Genomic DNA, 16,353 nt, shown 5'->3' with positions numbered 1-16,353 from the left:
GGCATTCTGAATGTGAGGAGTCGTTGTGATGAGTGAACGCTTGGGTTTTATCCTGCACGCCAAGACCCGCCCGGAACAATCCGAGGCTTTCGAAGCGCTGTTTCGCGCCTACGTCGAACCGAGCCGCGCCGAGCCAGGTTGCATCGAGTACCACATGCTGCGCGACAAGGAAGACCCGACGCTGTTTATCTTCTACGAGATCTGGGCGTCGCAGGCGCACCTGGATGTGCATTCGAATCTGCCGCATATGAAGGCATTCTTTGAGCGGCGCATGGATTATCTGGAACGTGATTTTGATATCCGCCAGATTGAAATGCTCAGCGAAGCTTCGGCTAACCGCTGATCAATAAATGGGCGCCAAGCGCGCCCATACCGATAAAGAACACCCGCTTGAACAGCACGGCGCTGATGCGCTCGCGCAGCCATTGGCCAAGCAACATGCCGAGAATGGCCGGGATCAGCGCCAGCAGTGAAGCACTGAGTTCGCCGCCACCGAGGGCGCCGCGCCAGAGCAAACCAGCGGCCAGCGCCAACGTCGAAACGGTGAAAGACAGGCCCAGCGCCTGCACCAGTTGATCGCGATTCAAGCCCAGCGCCTGCAAGTACGGCACAGCTGGAATCACGAAGACACCGGTAGCCGAGGTGATGACACCGGTGATCAAACCGCACGCCGGCCCCAGCCAGCCTTCATGGCGTGGATTGACGCTCAGCGTTGGCAGAAACAAGCCACTCAACGCATAGAGGAACAGGGCCGCGCCGAGCCCGCGCACCACCCAATGCCCGCCCGCCATGCCGATCGACAACGTGCCGATTCCGCTGCCGAGGAAGATCATCAGCAGCATTGGCCAGAGGCGTTTGATCAGTCCTTTCAAGTGCCCGCCGAATGCCAGTTGCCAGACATTGGTCAGAGTTGCCGGAATGATCAGCAACACGGCTGCCTGCGACGGCGCCATAGCCAGACCGAGCAAGCCCATGGCGACGGTGGGCAGGCCGAGACCGATCACGCCTTTGATCAGGCCGGCGAGGATGAAGGTCATCACGACCAGCAAAGACAGGGCGAGGCCGAGGTGTTGGTAGAAATCTGTGAGTGTGTTCATGGCGCTACTGTGCGCCAGTCGGGGTTGGCTGAAAATCTGCCATATACTGAGGCTGCCTCCTGTCCAACAAGAGGCTGAAATTTTCTTTGAGGCTTTTGGCCTCATCGCTGGCAAGCCAGCTCCCACAGTATTTTTGTTGTTCACACATTTTGAGATCAATACTGAAACCTGTGGGAGCTGGCTTGCCAGCGATGGGGCCAGCCCAGACACCACAAAAACCAGAGGCTGCCCATGCACTTCGACCTCACCGACCTGCGCCTCTACCTGCACATCCTCGACACCGGCAACATCACCGCCGGCGCCGCCCGCAGCCATTTATCCCTGGCCGCCGCCAGCGCCAGAATCCGCGCCATGGAAGCCTCGCTTGGGGTCGACTTTCTAGAGCGCGGCCGCCGTGGCGTCACACCGACGGCCGCCGGAAAAGCCCTCGCTCAGCACGCGCGCATCCTCCTGCAACAAGCCGAACGCCTGCAGCAGGATCTGGCCGACTATGCCCAAGGCGTCAAAGGTCAGGTGCGCTTGCTGTGCAACACCACGGCAATCACCGAATACCTGCCGGAAGCACTCGCGGACTTCCTGTGCGATCACCCCAATCTCGACATCGACTTGCAGGAATTGCCCAGCGCGCGCATCACTCACGCCCTGCGCCAAGGCGCGGCGGAGCTCGGGATCGTCTCCGATGCGGTCGACACCCACGGCCTGCAGACCCGGCCCTTTCGCGACGATCCATTGGTGCTGATCCTGCCCCCTGAGCATGTTTTGGCGAGTCAGGCGTCGCTGACGTTTGGTGAAACCCTGGCGCACGACTATGTAGCGCTTGGCAGCCACAGCGCGCTGGCGATTCACCTGGAGGAACAAGCGCTGCACATCGGCCAGCGCATGTCGATCCGGATCCGTGCCGATGGCTTCGAGGGCGTCATGCGCATGGTGGCGCGAGGTGCGGGGCTGGCCATCGTGCCCAAGGTGGCCATCGAGCGCTGGGCGGCGGTGCACTCGGTAACGTGCCGGCCGCTGGACGAAGTCTGGGCCCATCGCACTCTGCAACTGTGCGCGCGGGACTTCGATCACCTGCCCGGCTACGCCCGGGCCTTGTTTGATGCGCTGGTGCCTTGACTCTACCGCTAGGGGCAGACTCTATCCTGTGAGCTTCATTTCAGGAGTACACACAATGAGCAAACGAATGCTCGTGATACTGGGTCACCCCTCCACCGACAGCTTTTGCGGGGCATTGAGTGACACCTATGTTCAGGCCGCCAAGGACGCCGGGCATGACGTGCGGCTGTTGCGTCTGGATGCGCTGGAGTTCGACCCGGTCCTGCACGAAGGCTACAACAAGGTGCAGCCACTGGAACCGGATCTGCTGCAAGCGCAAGCCGATATCACCTGGGCCGAGCACCTGACATTCGTCTATCCGATCTGGTGGGGCGGGATTCCGGCGCTGTTGAAAGGCTTCGTTGACCGGATTTTCCTGCCGGGTTTCGCCTTCAAATATCGCGAAGGCAAAGCCTTCCCCGACAAGCTGCTCAAGGGCCGCACCGCGCATTTGCTGGTGACCATGGACACGCCGTACTGGTACTACAAATGGATCTACGGTATGCCGGGGCTGAATCAGATGCGCAAGACCACGCTGGAATTCTGCGGCATCAAGCCACTGAAGACGCTGACCTTCGGGCCGATCCTTGGCTCCAAGCCAAACCAGCGCGATGCCTGGCTGGAAAAGGCGCGCGTGACCGCCGCCGTCTAAGGTTTTCCAGCCGCCGCAACTGACGGCGCACCCGCCGCCGTCAGTGTCTCTTCGGGTTCCCTTCACGCGCCCGTCCGTCGCCTGTGCACGTCATTTACGCGCAGTTGCAATTTTCAGATGGTATTGGACATATAATCGCCGCCGATCCGGCATGACGCCCGATCGCGCTACGCTATGTTTGACCATCGAGACGGACCTTATGTATATCGGCAAAGCCGCCCAGCTGTCGGGCACCACAGTCAAAAGCATTCGCCATTACGAAGAAATCGGCCTGTTGCCCGAGCCCAAGCGTGAAGGCAAGTACCGCATCTACAGCCAGCAAAGTGTCGAGGTTTTGACGTTCATCAAGTGCGCCCAGCAACTGGGCTTCAAGCTCAAAGAGCTGCAGGTGATCCTCAACAACTACCGCGGCGACGAATTCCCGTGGGACATGGCGCAACGAGCCATTGCCGAAAAAAAAGCCGAACTGGTGACCCAGATCGGCGATTTGCAGCAATTGCATGATGGCCTCGAGGCGTTTGAACACAACCTCAACGACGCCCGTCAGGAATGCCAGTTCGAACGCATCGCTCGCTATGGCGAAAAAAACCCGGTCAATACACTGAACTGAAAACCCTGCTGCGCCGCATGACCGGGTTTGCCTGTCGTCTCAGGACAGGCGCGCCCGGTCGTTGGCGAATCAGCCTGGCACCGGCTCCCCTTCTGTGCGCAGCGCTTGAACCGGTGCATGCACCGGCGCAATCGCCGCAAAGAACCACGGCGATACCAGCGTCACCAGGACAATGGTCATGACCCCGCTGGAAAACAGCGCCATCGCCACCAGTGCGCCGAGATCGACAATCGGCTTGAAGTCGGAAAACAGCAGCGCCATGAAGCCCACGGAGAAGATCACCACGTTGATCACCGTCGAGCGGCCGACGCTGTGCATCGCCTGCAAAATGGCCGCGTCAATCTCAATGCCCTGCTGCACCAGCAACTTGATGCGTGACAGCAGGTGCACCGCGTAATCCACCACGCCGACCACCAGGAACGTCACCAGCGTCGTGCCGATGTTCAGCTCGATGCCGAACAGGAACATGAAGCCGTAGACCGTCACCGACGTGGTCAGCAAGGTCAACATGCCGAGCACACCGAGGCGCACCGATTTGAGCCAGTACATCATCATCAGCGTGACGACCAGCAAGGCCAGGGAAAAACTCAGCACCTGGCCCTGAGTGATTTCCTGCAACACCCCGGTCCAGATCAACGGCGTGCCGGCGTGGGTCACTTCCAGGTTGGCCGGTTTGTTCAGCAGCAGCCAGGCATCGAGGCGGTCGAGCATGCCCTGATAGTCGCTGGCGACCGACGAGGTCATGGTGTACAGGGTCAAGGCCTTGGAGAAATCGGCGTTGAGCACGTTGTTCAGGTCCGAACCGCCACCGTTTTCGAACAGCATCACGTGCTGTTCGATCAGCGAATTGCCCGGCACTTCAAACTGCTCGACCTGCCCGTCGTCATTGACCGACGTGACCTTCTCCACGGCATTCGGCACCCGCAGATAATCCGGGTTCATGTCGTTGAGCACCAGGTTCATGCGCTTGACGTAAGTCGCCAGCGAGTAGCCATAACTGACGTTCGGTTGCTGCTTGATGAAGTGGTCAAGCTTGTCGATGAACTGCACCACTTCGGTGGTCAGCACGCCGCGCGGCTCTTTGCTGTCGATCGCGATCCAGCCCGGCGCCGTGCCCGCTACTTTGGCGTGGTTGATGAACTGATCGGACACGCGAATGTGGCTTTCCGGCTTGAAGTAAGCAATGCCGGAGTCTTCGATATCGACGCGGAAGGTGAACACGGTGGCCAGCGCCAGCAGCGGCAGAATCACCATCAGGATCGGTTTGCGAAAGCGGATCATCCAGGCACAGAACGCCACCAGATACCGCGAGATGATCGATTCCTTGTGTACCTCGGCCTTGGCCTGCTGCGGCTGATCCTTGCCCCAGATCGCGATCCACGCCGGAATCAGCAACAGCGAAATGATCAGCGCCGCCGTCAGGCCGATCGACATGAACACGCCGAAATTACGGATGCTGACAATGTTGTTGGTGGTGGAAATCATGAACGTGGCGATGGTCGTCACGGTCGTCAACACCACCGGCACCACCATCAAGCGCTGGGTTTCGCGGTTGGCCTCGCGATTGCTCTTGCCAGCATTTTTCTGCTCGTAATACTCAGCCATCACGTGGATCGCATCCGAGCAGCAAATGGTGAACAGGAACACCGGCAGCACACTGGTCAGCAGGTCGAACGGCACCCGCAACAGCGCCATCAGGCCGAGCGTCCAGATGGTGCAGAACAGAATATTGAACAGCGGCAGCAGCACGCCCAGTGGTTTGCGGAAGAAGAAAATCAGCAGCAAGGTAATCAGCAAAAACACGATCGGGAACAGCACGGCCAGGTCGTGATCGATGATTTCCTGCTGTGCGGCGATGAAGATCGGCATGCCGGCAATGAAGATTTCGTCCTTGTACTCCGGGTGCTCGGCTTGATACTGCGCGACGATGCCACGCACGATCTGATAAGCCCGCAGCTGCGCCTGAGCGTCGTCCTGCTTGGTGCCGAGCTCGGCCACCAGCATCGCGACTTTCTTGTCCTTTGACACCACCCCGTCGACCATCAACTCGTTGCCCATGATCTGCGACTCGACCAGCGCCGGGTCCATGTCATAGGCATTCAGGGTTTTGTGGATCAACAACTCGCCGTCGTCGGTCAGGACGATGTTTTCCAGGTCACCCATCGAGGCCATTTCGCGGATCGGGTTGATCCGCTCGGCGAGAAAGGTCAGGAACAGCTGATCATGGGAATCCCAGTTTTGACTCTGGGCATGATCACGCAATGCCTTGGCGTTGGCGTAATCGTTCTGCGAAAAACCACCCTCGAGAATGTCCCGGGTCAACAACTGCGCACGGCTGTCGTCTGGATGGCGGGCGACGATCTGTGCCAACTGCTCCTTGTCGGCATCGTTGGCCAGGATCATCTTGCGCACTGATTGCGACATCGAAAACAGCGCGTTGAGCGTCGATTTGTTGAACACCGTTTGCGGGTTGTTCAGCGCCACCATCACCGAGTCGAACGTGCCGGTGAATTCACCCTGCAAATCGATGATGGTCTTGCGTGCCGGGTGGCTTTCCTTGAGCAGATAAGGGTTGGTGTCGGACACCAGCGCGCCCAGCGTATAAGTGAAATACGCCGTAATCGCCACCAGCAGGAAAACAATCGCCCGCGCATAGCGCTCGACGAAATTCAGATATCTTTCCATGATCATGCGGTTCCAGGTCGTCGGGGTCGGCGCTTAGCGGGCAGACACGGCAAAGTCCGGCAGGTCACCGGTTTTCAGCCCGCGCTTGATGGCGGTCTGGGTGAAGAGGCGGTCTTCCAGAGAGACGTTGTACTGCAACTGGTTGAAGCGCATTTCCGAACGCGTGCCGTCGATAAAATGCTCGGTTTCACTGAGCACGATGCTGTCGATCGAGTCGATGGTTGCGACTTTCTGCGTGCGCATCTGCTTGATCAACACGCCTTTGACGTCGAAGAAATCCTGACGCATGACCAGGAAATTCTGCTTGTCGATCCACACCTTCAGCTTGTTGTAACCGGTCTTGGCCAGCACCTCGGGAGAAGCCGGTTCGCGCTCGATCACGTAGCAGTCGCGGCCCTTGATCTGTTCTTCGCCGACGAGTTTCTGCGAGTAGTCCTTGACCCGGATCTTGTCCAGATCGGCGTACGAGTACTCACTGCCCATGAACGAGCCACGCTTGTCGGTGGTGGAGATGCGGCGGGTCTGGCGGCTGACTGGCAGGTACATCCACTGGCTGTCTTCCAGGCCGAGGGTTTCGTGGGGGTTTTCGATGTGGAAGGCGACGTCACGCACGTCAGTCGGCGCGGAAAAGTACATGCTGAACTTGTCGCTGTCCGGGTAATCCTTTTGCAGGTAGGTGAACTCGCGAACGCGGGTATTGCCTTTCTTGTCATGCAGGATCAGCGAAACCTGGGACATGAAGCTGTTCCCGTCATTGCGATCGCGTACTTGACGGATGATCTCATCAGCATTGCCAGCCTCGGCGGCACTGGCGCAAGCGCTGCCAAGGATCAAAGCGGCGGTGGTCAGACTTTTCAAAAACGGCAACATAACAACTTCCTTTTCGTTGGATGAGTGCACCTGCGCGAGAGCGGCAGGCGTTATGGGTCAGAACAGATAACCGGCCGACAGCCGCACTTGGTCGCGCTTGCTGTACTCGCCGAAAGATCTGTCGGGTTTGCCGAAGAACACGTCCACTTCCAGGCCGAGCTTGATGTAGTCGACCGGCTTGTAGGTGAAGATGCCTTGCAGCAAGGCGTTGTCCTGAAACGGTGGTGAGGCGGCGGCCACCAGACGACTCTTGAGGCGGTCCTGCCAATGGGTGCCTTCGGCCGACAGGGTGAACAGCGGTTCGCGCCTGTCCTGCAACATGCCGTCCTGCCAGTCGAGCAGCACTTGTTCCTGCCACTGCGCGGAGATCAGCCAGTCGCGCAACAGGTAGTCGACACCCAGCAGCGACTTGACCATGGGCGTACTGTCGGCACCGTAGGCTCGGGTCGGATTGGTCACTCGCCAATTGTCGAAATACGCGACCTCGCTGCGCACCACGATGCTGTGCCCGGCGTCGATCGCCAGCCCGGCACCGCCCATGGTGTAACGGGGAAATTGCCGTTCCAGCCGCGTACGGCCGTCGTCGGCGAGGCCTTCGACGGCGTACACCGGGTCTTGCTGACGGGCGCTCAAGGCAACGAAACTGGTGTCCACCGCGCCGATCCGGCCGTTGGCGCTCAGGCCATAGGAATAGCCCTTGTCGCCGTCATAGCCGGGCTTGGAATCGAGCAGGAAATACTGCGGGTCCGGCGTAGCAAACAATGGCGCGGCAAATTCACTGCCCTCTACCGGCGCCTGGTTTTTCACGAAGTCAGTGATCCACAGCGCCTCCAGTTCCCACTCGCCCACCGGTTGCGCAAAACGCACCATGGGCACGGCGATGCGGCTGTCTTCGAGCAGCGGCGTCAGACCATCGCGATAGTCCAGCGGGTTGATCTGATCGAGCACGCGCAATTCATCCGCGCGGCCCCAGACCACTTGCTGCCAGCCCACCGTCACTTCGCCGTCACCCAGCGAATGACCGACGTAGAGGTGCCGCCAATCAGCGTCGAAACGGTACTTGTCGCGCGCCCGTTCGCTGTACGGATTGTTGCCGTCATAGCGCGCGTCGTAACGCACGCGACCCTTGGCCTTGTAGTACCCGCCCTCCCAGTTGTCTTCCAGGTTGGCTTTGAAATACACGGCTTTTTGCGTGACCTGATCGTCGCCGTGCAGACGCATGGCCGTGGCCACGCCGACTTCACCGTCGGCGTAATCGGGCTTCAGATCAGCGACGGTCAATTCGGCCATCGCGGTGGGCGCAGCCATGCACGCCCACACCGCACCCACGATGTGACTGTTGTGAAATCGAAGCATCGCTACATTCCCAACCCGACACCGCCATCGATCACCAGACTCTGGGCGGTCACCCCGCCAGCCTCGGGGCTGGCCAGGTAACGCACCATCGCCGCCACTTCTTCGCTCTGGATGAAACGGCGCATCGGCAGTTTCTTCTTCGCGTTGCGTACGATCTGCTCCTGGGTCAAACCGGCAATTGCCGCTTGCGTCGCCAGTTCACCCTGCAACATCGGCGTATCGATCCACGCCGGCAGAATTGCATTGACGGTGATCTGCCGCGAAGCGAGATCCAGCGCCAGCGCCTTGGTCATGCCGACGATGCCGTGCTTGGAGGCGCAATACGCGGTGTTGCGCACCTTGCCGGCACGGCCGAGGATCGACGACATGTTGATGATTCGCCCACGGTCAGGCATCAGCGCCAGGCACAACGAAGTCACGTAGAACGTGCCGTTGAGGTTGACCGAAATCACCTTGTGCCAGTTGTGCAGATCTTCCGGCTCGTTCTCGTTGCAGATGCCGGCGCTGTTGACCAGCACATCGACGTATTCGACTTGCGAACCGAGGGTTTTGAAGAACGCTTGCATGGCCGGCAGATCGGCAATGTTCGCCGCATGGGTTTCGACCCGCGCCTTGATCTTCTCCTGTCGCTCGTCGACCCAGCGCTGCAGTTCGGCCAGATCGAGATCCAGCAGGATAAGGCGATTGTCGGCGTCGGCGGCAAAGTTCTCGGCGACCGCACGGCCGATGCCTTTCGCCGCTCCGGTAATCAGAATGGTCCGGCTCATGGCATCTTCAACCCGCCGTTGACCGACAGGACCTCCCCGGTCAGGTACAAACCGCGATCGGCGAGGTACAGCACCGCTTCGGCAATTTCTTCAGGTTCGGCGTAGCGCTTGATCAGCAGGCGCGACTGGATTTCTTCTTCCTGACTGCCGATCAGCGCCGTACTCATCTCGGTCTTGACGATGCCCGGGGCGACCGCGTTGACGCGAATGTTGCGCGGCGCCAGCTCCACCGCCAGGGCGCGGGTCAACGATTCGACCCCGCCCTTGGCAGCGGCATAGTTGCTTTGGCCTTTGCCGGGCTTCTGCGCCGCCACCGAACTGATGTTGACGATGCAACCGCTGCGCTGGCGCAACATGCCCGGCACCACCTGCTGACAGCAGAGCATCGTGCCGATCAGGTTGGTCTGGATCACCTCGATCAGATCACGCGCCGACATCGTCGCCAGCAGTCCGTCGCGGGTGATGCCGGCGTTATTGACCAACAGATCGATACGCTGAAAATGCTGATCGATCCGTTCGAAAAACGCCTTGATGCTGTCGCCGTTGCTGACATCGCACTGCAATGCCAGGCAATCGATCCCCGACGCCTGAACCTCATCGCGCAAGGCCATCGCCGCGACTTCATCGCGCACGTAACTGAACGCGATCTGATAACCCGCCCCGGCCAGGGCCAGGACAATCGCCCGACCGATGCCACGACTGCCACCGGTCACCACTGCTACTTTATTCGGCATGACCGTTCCTTAGAGCGAGTTGTCGGTTTTGAACTGCGCGAGGGTGAAACCGTGAGTCGCCGCCAGTGCACGAATCTGCTGAACCTGCTCACGGCTGATGTCGCCGTAGGAGTAGTGCTGTTTCATACCGGACAGGCCCATCAGCACCGACTCGGCCATGCACGCGTACAACTGACCCTGCTTGAGATAGGCCCGAACGTTTTTCACCAGGCCATCGCCCAGCGGCGTCTGCACGATGCCGCCGTGCATGTAGAGCACGTCGCTGCGTTGGCTGGCGAGGTTCTGGTCAACGTTCAGCGGCACGGCGATGTCGCAGATCACGCTGTTTTCGGCGAAGTGCTCGGCAAAGAGAAACGGCTGCGGTGCGTTCGCCGCGCAGAGCACGATGCGCGCTTGTTTCAGCACATCAAGATCGTTGCTGACGGTGATGAAGGCGTTCGCGCCCAAGCGTTCTTCGACCAGTTTCGCCACGCGCTGCCCCAGATCGGCACTGCTGCCATGGGCCTGCAACAGCGCATCGATTCCATCAATTTGCTGCAGACGACGGGCGAGGCGATCGTGTTCGGCGACACCCTTGAGGATCGCGCGGGCGGCTTCGGCATAAATCTGTTGCGCGGTTTTTTCCAGACGACGCAGGGAGCCGTCGCGGCCGCTGCCGATAAGGATCAGGTGCTCGACGCTGGTCGACAGCAGTGAGGCGTAGGTCGAGGCGATGTTGCCCGCCGCACCGACCACCGCAGCGGTTTGCTCGCTCAGTTCCAGGCCTTGCTGCTTGCAGCCCTGTTCGATGGCTTCCAGGCCCATGCCGATGGTCAGCGCGTTGCCGGAAGTCAGCGCCATGTCAGGAACCTGCAAGGCCTGGCAGTTGTTGGTGACGATCGAGGTGTACATGCCTAGCCCGGCGACGCTGTAGCCATCGGCGCGGGCATCCTTGATGCGATTGCCGACTTCTTCGCGGATAGTTTGCAGATCGCCGCTGGCGATGTACGCCGCCATCGCATCGGAATCCATGCACAGCGGATACAGGGTGAATTCCACGGCAGTGCCGAGTTTCGAGCGAATCTGCACCGGGCCGATTGGCGCGGCACGGCGCTCGGGGGCCATGCGTTTGATGAACTCGCGTTTCTGCTCGGCGCTCAAGGTCGACAGTGAAGGATCGACGTCGCTGAGCATGTCCGAATCAATCAAATGGTTGATGAACGCCACGCGAGCCACCACGCGCACGTTCTCATCAGACTTTGGGCGGGTTTCGGTCTCCTTGAAGCTGACCTCGCGCGCTGGCACGTCAGCGATGCTGTCGGCACACACACCGGCGGCCAGCGGGAAGGCGTCGCGGCGACGCAGCATGTCGCAGACTTTCTGCAGGGAGCCGATCAAACCATCGATTTCTTCGAAGGTGATGCACACCGGCGGTTCCAGACGGATCACATTGGCGTTGCTGCCCGACGGCGCCACGCGCAGGGATTCGAATTGCAGCAGGTAGCCGGCGATGATGTAGCCCAGCGCATCGTTGTACTGCGCCGAGGCCTGAACCAGTGAGCTGGTGCCGGTCAGGTCGTGCAGTTCGAAGCCCAGCAGCAAGCCACGCCCGCGCACGTCGGCGATCACGTCCGGGTAGGCCGCTTTGAGTTCCAGCAGCGAAGCCTTGAGGTATTCGCCCTTCTTGTTCACGTCCTTGAGCATCGCGCTGTCGTTCTCGAACAGACGGCGCAGGGCCGACAGAGCGATATGGCAGGACGCATCATCTTCGGCAAAGGTCGAACTGTGGATGTAGCTGAAATCGTTTTCGTAGTGGCTGGCGCGAATCACCGTCGCGGCAATCTTCATCAGGCCACCGCCCAAGGCTTTCGACAGGCAGTAGTAATCACCCTGCAAGTTGAAATGGCTGGCGCCGAGCAAGGTGCCGGTGCGGCCGAAACCCGATTGCACTTCGTCGATGATCAGCGGGCATTGCTGCTCGTTGCACAGACGCCGCAGGCCCAGATAGAACTCATTGGCGAACTCGTTGATGCCGCCCTCGCCCTGAATCGGCTCCAGCAATACCGCCGTGATCGCACTGAATGCTTCGCGGCGCACTTGCAGGGTTTCGCCGCTCCATTCCAGGCTCAGCCAGTGACGCACGTGACGGGCCGGCAGCTCTTGCAATTGCTGGGGTTGCTGCGGGTCGATGAACTCGACGTTGAGGCCGAAACGGGCGAACGGCTTGCGGTACTGCTTGCCGTACGTCAGTTGGACGGTGTTCACCAGTTTGCCGTGAAAGCTGCCGCGCACAGCCAGGAACACCGGCTCGACATGCAGCTGCGCCAGGTTGTGCTGACGCACCGCTTCGGCCACTTGGCGCACGGTGACGCAGGACAGATTCTGCGGCAGCAGGCCGGCGGGCAAATCGAGATCGTCGATGTCCAGCTCGACATAAGCCTTGTCGCTGGCAACCAGATTGGCGAGGGCGAAATCTCGCTCGTCGAATTGCTTCTGCAGGTTTTTCTGACGACGGTATTCGGCGTGCTTGACGGCGATTTCCACCGACTCGGCGCCACTGTTGGAGAAGGTCGAAATGTAGCGTTCGCTGTTGTTCAGCTCACGGTTGAACGCTTCACTGAGTTCACGCCCCAACTGCCCCGCCGCACCGCGCACCGACATCTGCGCGTTGAACGGCACATCGGCACGCAGCAGGTCGACGAGTTGATCGACAAATTGCGGATCGTTGTGGCCATACAGCGCGGCGCCGTAACCACCGAGGAAGTCGGTGACGGTCACTTCATCGCCCTGGCGGTCGCGGTAAAACAGTTTGCTGCCCAGCGCTCTGTGGAACTGGCATTCGAGGCCCAGAGCCTGCATCAATTCAACGAATTTCGGCCGTACGTAATCGCGGTAGTCCATGACAGTGCTATCCCTTAAGTAATAAATCAGCTGCGTTTCGTTGCGTGCCGACGGTCAGTCGGCCGCGTGAAATTCGAGTTGGTAACCGGCACTGAAGCCGTTGTCGTCGCGGTTGATGACCAGGCAATCGTGCAGCACGGCATCGCGCGGCCCGCCGAGCACAAACGGCAGATGTGCATCCAGCGGTTGCTCCAGACCACAGACCGGCGGGATGTTTTGCGCCTGCAACGCCTGCCTGGCGAGAATCAGATCAACCAGGCTCGGCGCACCACTGAGAATGCCGGTCAGCGGCGTGCTGCTGGTGATGTGCGCAGCGCCGGTTCGCGCCAGCGTGCGGGCCAGATCGGCATCCTTGTGCGGATCGCCAGTGGCGCTGCTGATCAGCAGATCCACCTGTTTGTCCGGCAAGTTCAGCGAGTCCAGACGCGGGTGTGCGAACAGAGCGGTCAGGCAGGTTTGCGGCCCCGCCGGCAGGTCATCGGCGCGGCGCAACACCAGCGCCGCCGCGCCTTCGCCGGCAATCCCGCCACGGCCCTGGCGATCGAAGGCGCGCAGGTTTTGCGAACCGTCGGTGCTGATCACCCCCGCTTCGGCCAGTGCGGCGAGCGCCAGCGGATCAAGCTCACTGCCGGCGCCGACGACAATGGCCGCATCCACTCGACCGCTTTGCAGCGCGGCGCAGGCTTCGCGCAGTGCCGCCAGATTGCCGGCCACGCCTTGCATGTAGGCGTTGCATTCGCACTCAAGCTTCAAGGCCAGACTGACCACCCCGAGCAAACCGTTGCTGAGGCTTTTGAGGACCAGAAACGGATCGAGCGCGCGCTCCTGCAACACGCGTTTGGCCAGACGCTGCATGTCGGCACCGGTCTCGGTCTGACACTCGTGCAACAGTTCGCCATAAGACGCGAGCGACGGATGGGTGTAACCGCCCTGGCAGCAATAGAGACCAAAACGCACGTTGTCGCGGCCCGGTTCAAGCCCGGCCTCGGCCAGCGCCTGGCGCACCGCACTGACGCCCCAGATCACCGCCGGCGGGCAGTAACGCTGGAGGTTTTGCGCAATGTCCTGACGGCTACGTTGATGGTCTCGATCAGCGATATGCCCGAACGCGGTGACCCGCTCGCTGTGGAACAGCGACGAGTTCAGGGGCGAAATCGCGCTACGCCCTTCGCGGGCCGCCGACCAGAACCCCTCAACGCCCCAGCCGGTGGGCAACACACAACCGCTGCCGGCGATCGCGACACGTACAGTGGCGTCAGTCATTGTCCATGCTCCCGATATTTGCCAAGGGCCAGCGAGGTATTGAGGCCACCGAAACCAAAGGAATTGCTCAACGCGTAATCCACTCGGCGGCTGACGGCTTGCCCGGCGCAGTAATCCAGATCGCACTGTTCGTCAGCGTCATGCAGGTTCACCGTTGGCGTGATCAGATCGTTGAGGCAGGCCAACGCGGTGACGATGCATTCAGGAGCGCCAGCGGCCGCGATCAGGTGACCGAACTGTGATTTGTTGGCGCTGACAGCCAAGGCTTGATAGTGCTTGTGTTCGGCGAACACGCTTTTGATCGCCAGGGTTTCGGCAACGTCGTTGAGCGGTGTCGAGGTGCCGTGGGCGTTGATCAGATCGATCTGCTGCGCACGTAGCCCGGCGTCGTCGAGCGCGGCCTGCATCGCCAGTGCCGCACCACGTCCTTCGGGTTGCGGTGCAGTGACTTTATAAGCGTCCAGGCTGCTGCCGAAACCGAGCACTTCGGCATAGGGTGTCGCGCCACGGGCCAAAGCATGTTCGAGGCTTTCGAGGACAACAAAACCGCCGCCCTCGCCGGCAATCAGACCGCTGCGGTCACGATCGAACGGGCGACACAGATCCGCGCCCCAGCGTTGCTCGCCCGAAGCGGCACCGAGTAGATACAACGCCGCCATGGTGTCGAGGTTGAGCACCGAGTCGGCGCCACCCGCCAGCGCTACGCTGACTTCTCCACGACGAATCATCTGAAAGGCATTGCCGATGGCTTGTGAAGCGCCGGCACAGGCACTGCTGATGTTGATCACCGGCCCTTCACAACCCAGGTCGTCGGCGATGACCCGCGCCAGACGGTCATTGCTCTGACGCAGCGAGCCATCGGCATTCACTTGCCCGGCCCGCGGCATCAGGTATGACCAACTCGGGGTGCCGCCATTCGGGGCTTCAGTCAGCAGCATGTCGGCGAGCATGTGCTGCGGTGCTCCCGAGGCACACAGCACCGCCGCGCCGCGCAACTGTTCTGGCTGCAAGCCGCTGTCACCGACTGCCTGCGTGGCAGCCACCCAGCCAAACCGACTGCGCTTTTCCAGCGGCATCGTCCAGGCCGGATGGCTTTGCAGTTTTTCCGGCAACAGGCTCATGTCGACAGGGGCTGCATAACGCACCGCGAACGACGCCTCTTGCACGTCGTCCGGCTGCCATGGCCGCACGCAATGTTCGGCGCCGAGCATTTTTTCCCAGAGGGTCTGCCATTCGAAACCGAAACCGGTGACGGCGCCCATGCCGGTAATTACAATCCGTGTCGCACTCATGCGTGCTTCTCCATGGTTTCACTGGCCAACAGCAATGCGCCCCAGTGACCGGCGCGAGTGTGGCTGACAAGCAACGTGTAGCCCGGCGTCGCCGCGACTTCACGGCTGAGGTGCAAGGTCAATGCGACCTCGGTCAGCAAACCGCTGGCGCCCAGTTCACCGGTCATGGCGCGGGTACTGCGAATCTCGCGCGGGAAAGCTTCGAGCAACTTCATCACTTGCCCGTCAGCGCAATTGCCGACGATATGCTCGACGTCGCCGACCCGCAGTTTCTCGACACTCAAGACCTGGTCGATCACGCGCCGACCCACCGCCACAGATCGTTGCGGATCCGTGCTGTAACCACGGGCAAACCCGGCAATGCGCACGGCGTGTGCCGCACCCGGCGGGGGTGTCGACGCCAGCAACAGCGCGGCGGCGCCCTCACCGAACATCGGTTCGCTCGCCTGATCGGGCTCGCGCAGGTACAGGGCCGGGGTCAGGTTCGGACTGCTGCTGACCACCAACGCGGCGTCGGCATGCCGCTCGCCGATCTGCTGGCAGGCTTCGATCAGCGCATCCAGCCCGGCGTTGTCCTGGGAACAAAATCCGCCCATCGGCCCGTGGCAATTCAATGCTTCGGCGACATAAGCCATGACGCTGCTGTTGAGCAGGGTCAGCGCATGCAGGGGCGGCGTGTTGGCCAATAACTGCGCCAGTTGTTTTTGCGGCTGTTCGATGATCGCCTGCACCGCATCCCAGCAAGGACTCGGCGCATCGACTTCGGGAATGGCCGCTGTCAGCGCAATGCGTGACGCGGGCAATTGCATCGCGGCCAGTGCTGGCGCCAGCCGTGCGGCGCAATGCAACAGGCGCAAGCCCTGCGGTTCGACGCTGCGCTGGATCTTGCGATCAAACAGGTCACTGGCCAGTCGCGGGGTCGGCAAGGCAAACGCCTGACGCTGTGCGTCAAAGGCCAGCGGTTGCGCCGCGCAGGGTGTGCCGAGCAAGTCAGCGCATTCACTGCCCGCCACATTCAGCACCGCAGCGGCATTGAGATAGATGGCTCGGTTCAT

14 protein-coding genes are annotated in these 16,353 nt (G+C 60.9%); 4 read left to right on the top strand and 10 right to left on the bottom strand.

From position 1 onward, the window contains the following. Positions 1-28: 28 nt before the first annotated feature. Positions 29-343, top strand: a complete 315-nt coding sequence (locus tag RMV17_RS03580; RefSeq protein WP_311885676.1) for a putative quinol monooxygenase — start codon at positions 29-31, stop codon at positions 341-343. Here RMV17_RS03580 and RMV17_RS03575 read toward each other — a convergent pair. Beyond that, the gene (locus RMV17_RS03575) at positions 333-1,097 is read right to left on the bottom strand and encodes a sulfite exporter TauE/SafE family protein (RefSeq protein WP_311885674.1); all 765 of its coding nucleotides are present in this window, start codon (positions 1,095-1,097) and stop codon (positions 333-335) included. The two genes, RMV17_RS03580 and RMV17_RS03575, sit on opposite strands and share 11 nt — an antisense overlap. A 231-nt stretch (positions 1,098-1,328) precedes the next feature. On the opposite strand from RMV17_RS03575, the gene RMV17_RS03570 reads away from it, so the two are divergent. From RMV17_RS03570 to RMV17_RS03560, 3 genes are all read left to right on the top strand, one after another. Beyond that, on the top strand, positions 1,329-2,210 hold the full coding sequence (locus RMV17_RS03570) for a LysR substrate-binding domain-containing protein (RefSeq protein WP_311885672.1): 882 nt from the start codon (positions 1,329-1,331) through the stop codon (positions 2,208-2,210). A 55-nt stretch (positions 2,211-2,265) separates the two neighbouring features. Beyond that, complete coding sequence (locus tag RMV17_RS03565) at positions 2,266-2,841, top strand: NAD(P)H-dependent oxidoreductase (protein ID WP_108226484.1); 576 nt, start codon at positions 2,266-2,268, stop codon at positions 2,839-2,841. Positions 2,842-3,040: 199 nt separating this feature from the next. After that, complete coding sequence (locus RMV17_RS03560; RefSeq protein ID WP_034154373.1) at positions 3,041-3,451, top strand: MerR family transcriptional regulator; 411 nt, start codon at positions 3,041-3,043, stop codon at positions 3,449-3,451. Between the two features lie 69 nt (positions 3,452-3,520). Here the strand turns inward: RMV17_RS03560 and RMV17_RS03555 are convergent, their stop codons facing one another. From RMV17_RS03555 to RMV17_RS03515, 9 genes are read right to left on the bottom strand one after another with little or no spacing between them, the layout of a single operon-like run. Beyond that, the gene (locus tag RMV17_RS03555) at positions 3,521-6,136 is read right to left on the bottom strand and encodes an MMPL family transporter (protein WP_311885668.1); all 2,616 of its coding nucleotides are present in this window, start codon (positions 6,134-6,136) and stop codon (positions 3,521-3,523) included. Positions 6,137-6,169: 33 nt separating this feature from the next. Beyond that, positions 6,170-7,006, bottom strand: a complete 837-nt coding sequence (locus RMV17_RS03550; protein ID WP_093442334.1) for an outer membrane lipoprotein-sorting protein — start codon at positions 7,004-7,006, stop codon at positions 6,170-6,172. A gap of 57 nt (positions 7,007-7,063) precedes the next feature. Next, entirely contained in the window at positions 7,064-8,362 is a 1,299-nt protein-coding gene (locus tag RMV17_RS03545) for a hypothetical protein (protein WP_409438744.1), read from the bottom strand. A 2-nt stretch (positions 8,363-8,364) separates the two neighbouring features. Next, the gene (locus RMV17_RS03540) at positions 8,365-9,129 is read right to left on the bottom strand and encodes an SDR family NAD(P)-dependent oxidoreductase (RefSeq protein WP_311885661.1); all 765 of its coding nucleotides are present in this window, start codon (positions 9,127-9,129) and stop codon (positions 8,365-8,367) included. Beyond that, the gene (locus tag RMV17_RS03535) at positions 9,126-9,863 is read right to left on the bottom strand and encodes a 3-oxoacyl-ACP reductase family protein (protein ID WP_311885658.1); all 738 of its coding nucleotides are present in this window, start codon (positions 9,861-9,863) and stop codon (positions 9,126-9,128) included. Before RMV17_RS03535 ends, RMV17_RS03540 begins: the two co-directional genes overlap by 4 nt. A 9-nt stretch (positions 9,864-9,872) precedes the next feature. Continuing rightward, the gene (locus RMV17_RS03530) at positions 9,873-12,743 is read right to left on the bottom strand and encodes an aminotransferase class III-fold pyridoxal phosphate-dependent enzyme (protein ID WP_311885656.1); all 2,871 of its coding nucleotides are present in this window, start codon (positions 12,741-12,743) and stop codon (positions 9,873-9,875) included. Between the two features lie 54 nt (positions 12,744-12,797). Continuing rightward, entirely contained in the window at positions 12,798-14,006 is a 1,209-nt protein-coding gene (locus tag RMV17_RS03525; protein ID WP_311885654.1) for a beta-ketoacyl synthase N-terminal-like domain-containing protein, read from the bottom strand. Further along, positions 14,003-15,298 carry a beta-ketoacyl synthase gene (locus RMV17_RS03520; protein ID WP_108226479.1) on the bottom strand — a complete coding sequence of 432 codons (1,296 nt, stop codon included), beginning with the start codon at positions 15,296-15,298 and terminating at the stop codon, positions 14,003-14,005. The genes RMV17_RS03525 and RMV17_RS03520 overlap by 4 nt, the downstream gene beginning before the upstream one ends. Continuing rightward, the gene (locus RMV17_RS03515; RefSeq protein ID WP_311885651.1) at positions 15,295-16,353 is read right to left on the bottom strand and encodes a beta-ketoacyl synthase; all 1,059 of its coding nucleotides are present in this window, start codon (positions 16,351-16,353) and stop codon (positions 15,295-15,297) included. Before RMV17_RS03515 ends, RMV17_RS03520 begins: the two co-directional genes overlap by 4 nt.

Origin of the sequence: Pseudomonas sp. VD-NE ins, assembly GCF_031882575.1 — a bacterium.
GTDB lineage: Bacteria > Pseudomonadota > Gammaproteobacteria > Pseudomonadales > Pseudomonadaceae > Aquipseudomonas > Aquipseudomonas fluorescens_BZ.
Note: the sequence above shows the minus strand (reverse complement) of the source record. Positions and strands in the feature narration are given on the sequence as shown.

Excerpts from the sequence above, each read along its gene's own strand:
- RMV17_RS03580 (WP_311885676.1), top strand. The coding sequence starts at position 29 with ATGAGTGAACGCTTGGGTTTTATCCTGCACGCCAAGACCCGCCCGGAA.
- RMV17_RS03575 (WP_311885674.1), bottom strand. The coding sequence starts at position 1,097 with ATGAACACACTCACAGATTTCTACCAACACCTCGGCCTCGCCCTGTCT.
- RMV17_RS03570 (WP_311885672.1), top strand. The coding sequence starts at position 1,329 with ATGCACTTCGACCTCACCGACCTGCGCCTCTACCTGCACATCCTCGAC.
- RMV17_RS03565 (WP_108226484.1), top strand. The coding sequence starts at position 2,266 with ATGAGCAAACGAATGCTCGTGATACTGGGTCACCCCTCCACCGACAGC.
- RMV17_RS03560 (WP_034154373.1), top strand. The coding sequence starts at position 3,041 with ATGTATATCGGCAAAGCCGCCCAGCTGTCGGGCACCACAGTCAAAAGC.
- RMV17_RS03555 (WP_311885668.1), bottom strand. The coding sequence starts at position 6,136 with ATGGAAAGATATCTGAATTTCGTCGAGCGCTATGCGCGGGCGATTGTT.
- RMV17_RS03550 (WP_093442334.1), bottom strand. The coding sequence starts at position 7,006 with ATGTTGCCGTTTTTGAAAAGTCTGACCACCGCCGCTTTGATCCTTGGC.
- RMV17_RS03545 (WP_409438744.1), bottom strand. The coding sequence starts at position 8,362 with ATGCTTCGATTTCACAACAGTCACATCGTGGGTGCGGTGTGGGCGTGC.
- RMV17_RS03540 (WP_311885661.1), bottom strand. The coding sequence starts at position 9,129 with ATGAGCCGGACCATTCTGATTACCGGAGCGGCGAAAGGCATCGGCCGT.
- RMV17_RS03535 (WP_311885658.1), bottom strand. The coding sequence starts at position 9,863 with ATGCCGAATAAAGTAGCAGTGGTGACCGGTGGCAGTCGTGGCATCGGT.
- RMV17_RS03530 (WP_311885656.1), bottom strand. The coding sequence starts at position 12,743 with ATGGACTACCGCGATTACGTACGGCCGAAATTCGTTGAATTGATGCAG.
- RMV17_RS03525 (WP_311885654.1), bottom strand. The coding sequence starts at position 14,006 with ATGACTGACGCCACTGTACGTGTCGCGATCGCCGGCAGCGGTTGTGTG.
- RMV17_RS03520 (WP_108226479.1), bottom strand. The coding sequence starts at position 15,298 with ATGAGTGCGACACGGATTGTAATTACCGGCATGGGCGCCGTCACCGGT.
- RMV17_RS03515 (WP_311885651.1), bottom strand. The coding sequence starts at position 16,353 with ATGAACCGAGCCATCTATCTCAATGCCGCTGCGGTGCTGAATGTGGCG.